Below are 4,411 nucleotides of genomic sequence, written 5' to 3' on the forward strand. Positions count from 1 at the left end.
CCATTTGATCTCAAGGCTTATGCGCAGGACATCGGAACAAGGCCATGCTTTATCTGCGGCTTGGTCAGGAATGCCCCTGACTTCTTTCACCATCGCGTTTTTGAAGACGACGAGACCATCATCTTCCTGAGCAAATATCCCACTCTGCCCGGTTATTGCCTCGTCTGTCCAAGAGAGCACCGTGAGGATCTGGCGTGGGACATGTCGACAGATGAATATCTTCGACTACAGGAGAAGGTGCACGTCTTGTCGCGTGCCCTCAAGAGCGTGTTCGACGCCGAGCGAATTTATGTGCTTTCGCTCGGCAGCCAACAAGCCAATAGCCACCTGCATTTTCATGTCGTTCCCTTGCCCTCAGGTGTGCGTCTTGAAGAGCAGCAATACCATGCACTGATGGCGGAGTACGGGGTTCTGCAGATACCTGACGATCAAATGGCACAGTTGGCGCAGCGCATCGCTGAAGCATACCGTTCCGAGTTGACCGCACGATAATCAACCGTCTGGCTTGCGGTCGAAACCCGAAAGCCAGTGCCTCCAAGCTACGTCCCGAGGGCGAATGCCGGAACCTGTACGCCTTTCTCGCGAAAGAGCCGCTCCACCTCGTCGAGGCGAGGGCAGGCCGGCGGGTTGAGCGCCTTTGCCCAGTTCTCGCGGCTGGACAGGGCCATTGCCGCAGTTGCGAGCACGGTGGTTCCGGGGCCGATTTCACCGCGCAGCTGCGGCAGCAGGGTCTTGGCGTGGATGAGATTGGTGTTCGGTATCGGGCTCATCGCATGGCCGGCCCTCGGATGGGGCGATAGATCGACGATGGCGCTGACGTCGGTCTGTCCGTACCAGACGGCCCGGCCATCGCTTACATCGGAGCGATCGGCATTGAAATCCGCGCGTTCGATCGCAAAGCCGCCCTCGATGGTACTGAGGGTGCGCGGCGTGGCGATGCGGTGCATGCGGATGTGCCACGGGTTTTCGGGAAGCAGCCAGGTTTCGATGGTGACATCGCTCCAGGGGCGCCAGCGCGAATAGAGCAGGTCACCAGCGATCAACGCCTCTTCGAGAGTTTCCCGCATGCGGAAATGGACGCCGTCATCGGAGAGGCCGAGCATGCCGTCGAAACTTGCGGCGGAGAAATTCCGGTCGTCGGCTTCGATGTTGAAGGCATAGCGTGTGGAATAGACGAATTTCGAATATTTCTCGTTTGCGCCGAGCATCTTGTCGTGCTGCTGCCCCGAGGAGAGTACGACCACGTTTCCCGGCGTGTGCATGGCGACCATGCCCGCCGGCTTCAACGTAACCGGCTCCGGAAATTCCGGCTGCGGTGCCTCCTCGGCGGTCCAGAACGGATGACCCTGCGGAAGAGCGAGCGGCAGGAAGAATTTCAGCGCCCAATAGGGCGAGCCGGGAGAGTTGTAGCTCTCGCTCATGAAGAGGTTCGGATAGCCGTAACCGACCGAAAGAACGCCGTCGCGATCGGCAATCGGCATCGCCGACCACCAGCGGATATGGCGCATGTAATAGCCCTTGATCTCTGCCCAGGGCAGGGCTTCGACGCAGGCAAAGGCAAGCGCGCCCCAGAAACCTCCTGCCGCGAAGCGGTAGGTCTGGCTGCGRCCGAAGGCAAGGGCTGCGCCATCGGGGCCGAACCAGTGGCGGATATCCCTGGCGAAGATCTCAGCGCGATCGCGGAAGCGATCCTTGCGCGCCTCGTCGCCCTTGGCCAGTACCGCATAGATCAGGCCGTAGAAATGCATGGCGAAGGGAATGTAATGATCGACCCGCCGGACCGGCCCGTCGCGATACCAACCGTCCCCGAGGTCGAAGGCCTCCAGTTCGTCGAGATAGGCGATGGTTTTCCGGTGATCGAACGCCACGCTCACGCGTTCCAGCCCGAGATCGATGAGCACACGGAAGAATTTCCAGTTATTGTCTATGAATTCCAACTCGCGCGCTCTGAGAAGATAGGCAGCGACCGTCTTCTTCTCGCTGTCGTCGAGCGGTTCCCAGATGTGCTCGGGCACGAGCGCCAGGGCGAAGCCGACCGCGGCGAGCTCGACCAGCCGCTGATTGCGGTCGGCAAGATCGCCCCAATATTCGGGATGAGCAGGATTGGTGCCGTTTGCCAGCCCGCGGCGATAGAGATCCCAGTGCGGGAACGTGCCGCCGCCGGCGACGAGCGGAACGATCCCCCAGAGCGGCCGCGCAAATCCCTCCAGATCCGCCGCCGCCCGATCGAAGATCGCGGCGGCCGCACCGAGGCGCACACGGGCGCCGCCTTCGGAAAAATACGGCAGTAGCGGCGCGAAGAGATCGATGACGGCCTTGGCGAGGTCGTCGCGTGTCTTCAGGGGATTGCCGAAAAGCGGATTGGCCCGGGCGGGATCATAAATCATTGTCAGGCTCGAAATTCATGAAAAACAGGATCGGCCGCGGGCAGATATTGCTCGCGGCCTTCGACATTTCTGGACGCTTACTTGATGGCCTTCACGCCTTCAGTCATTTCCTTCAGCCCGTCATCGACGGAGGTGCTGTCGGTCATGATCGCGTCATGCGCACGGTTGAGCACGACCTCGATCTTGGCGGCGTTCGGGTTGACCGCCATCTCCAGGTAGGTTTTCGACGGCTTCAGCGCCTCCTTGCTGGCCGCATCCTCAGGAAAGCCGGGTGTTGCCGCGATCTTGGCGCTGACGTCATCCGTCTTGAGCGCAGGGAAGGTACCCGTCGAGGCGATGACTGCTGCGCCCTCAGGACCGGTGACGAACTTGATGAAATCGAGCGCGGCCTCCTWGTGAACGGAATTGGCGTTGACCGCCAGGCCCGAGATCTGCGCAGCGGTCGTGCCGGTTGCCACACCGTCGGGATGCGGGAACTTGACGATGCCCCAGTTCTTGCTCTTCGATTCACCCGATTTCACCTTGGTGATCTGGGTGCCGACGAACCAGGTTCCCATCGGCAGCATGCCGATCGTGCCATTGAAGAAGAGCGCCGAATAATGTGTGTTCGACGTCTTCAGGAAGGCATAGGAGGGAATCGCGCCATCCTTCTGCAGGGTCAGCGCCCTCTCGTACCAGGGCTTCAGGAAGCCGTAGTCGCCATCGACAAGCGTGTGTTTTCCGTCGAGGATGGCGGGCAGCTGAACGGTCGACCGCCAGGTGTGCAGAAGCGCGCCGTAGGTCTTGTTGGTGCCCATGCCGCCCGAAAGCTTCTCGGCGGTCGCGTCGAACTGCGCCCAGGTCATGTCATTGGTGGGGTAGGGGACGCCTGCCTTGTCGAATATATCCTTGTTGTAATAGACGACCCAGAAGTCGGACCGGAACGGCAGGGAGTAGACTTTGCCGTCGATGGTCAGTTCCTCGATCAGGCCGCCATAGGGAGCCGGGTCGATTTTCTGATCCTTCACGAAGCCGCTGAGATCGGCGATGTTGCCGGCGCGCACCAGATTGGTGTAGCCCGGCACATCCTTGATGGTGACGATGTCGATGTCCTTGGAGCCGCCGGTCAGCTGCGTTGAGATCATCTGCTGGTAGTCTTGCGAGCCGAGATCCATCGGCTCGAACTTCACGTTGGGATGCTTGGCCTGATAGGCCTCGATCAGCGGCTTGTAATAGGCGGTCTTGTCCCAATCCCACAAAGCCCATTTGAGCGTCACGGCGTCCTGGGCAAACGCTGCCCCGGCCGTCATCGCCGCCAAGGTGAAACCTGCCACGGCAAGTTTCACCGTCCCCCCGAATTTATCCAAATACATTCCCGTTCTCCTTCCCTGGATCATCTCTGGATCAGTTATTTTATGAAGCGTCTCGTCTATGCGGTTCGCGGTGCGGCTGTGTTGCGTTTGGCAGGTGTCTCTTTTGGTTTTCGCGCAATTCAGGACGCAAAACCGCTGCGCACTTTTGCTGGAATTGCTCCAGAACCATCACCGCCGTCCGATGGACGCCGAATGCGACGGCGAACATTCCGAGTGAAAAATTGAAGGTTGCCGGCATGAACACCGAAACCGGATAGAAGAGGATGTGCGCCAGCCATAGGCCGGCGGTAAAGGCGAGCGCCGCGAGCGCCGGGAAAGGGCGGACGACGGAGGCGAGGGCGGCGAGGCGCAGCAGTTGGAGAGCCGGCAGATCGCGCATCACCATGAGAATGACGAGATGGCAGGCGAGGACCGCGACGAAGGCGGTGGCGACGAGCGCGACCGTCAGCGGTGCGCTCAGCAACAGATTGTCCCGCGCGCCGGCGCCATAGGTTGCGATCGCATGGATGCAGACGGCGAGAGCGACCGCCAAAGCCAGCCCCCAGGCGGTGGCGCGCCAGAAGTAGCGCAGAAAGGCCTCTGTGAAGTCCCGCAGCAGATAGGTGTTGCGGTCTTCCACGAGAGCCACCGAGACCCGGGCCATGGCGGCGAGCGCTGCCGGCAGCGTCACGA

Annotated in this window: 4 protein-coding genes; 1 reads left to right on the top strand and 3 read right to left on the bottom strand. The window is 60.8% G+C overall.

All coding sequences use genetic code 11. The features are described from left to right. Nucleotides 1–492: HIT family protein (locus AC1ECN_RS38235; protein WP_477956005.1), on the top strand; the 492-nt coding region annotated here is incomplete at its 5' end. Between the two features lie 47 nt (nt 493–539). On the opposite strand, the gene AC1ECN_RS38240 is transcribed toward AC1ECN_RS38235, so the two are convergent. The 3 genes from AC1ECN_RS38240 to AC1ECN_RS38250 form a co-directional block, all read right to left on the bottom strand. Beyond that, nucleotides 540–2,387, bottom strand: coding sequence for a DUF2264 domain-containing protein (locus tag AC1ECN_RS38240; RefSeq protein WP_130698128.1), 1,848 nt, complete (start codon nt 2,385–2,387; stop codon nt 540–542). 77 nt (nt 2,388–2,464) lie between these two features. Then, nucleotides 2,465–3,739 carry an ABC transporter substrate-binding protein gene (locus AC1ECN_RS38245; RefSeq protein WP_477956006.1) on the bottom strand — a complete coding sequence of 425 codons (1,275 nt, stop codon included), beginning with the start codon at nt 3,737–3,739 and terminating at the stop codon, nt 2,465–2,467. Nucleotides 3,740–3,779: 40 nt separating this feature from the next. Then, nucleotides 3,780–4,411: DUF624 domain-containing protein (locus tag AC1ECN_RS38250; protein ID WP_477956008.1), on the bottom strand; the 632-nt coding region annotated here is incomplete at its 5' end.

Source organism: Rhizobium sp. 01N447_2 (assembly GCF_056399245.1).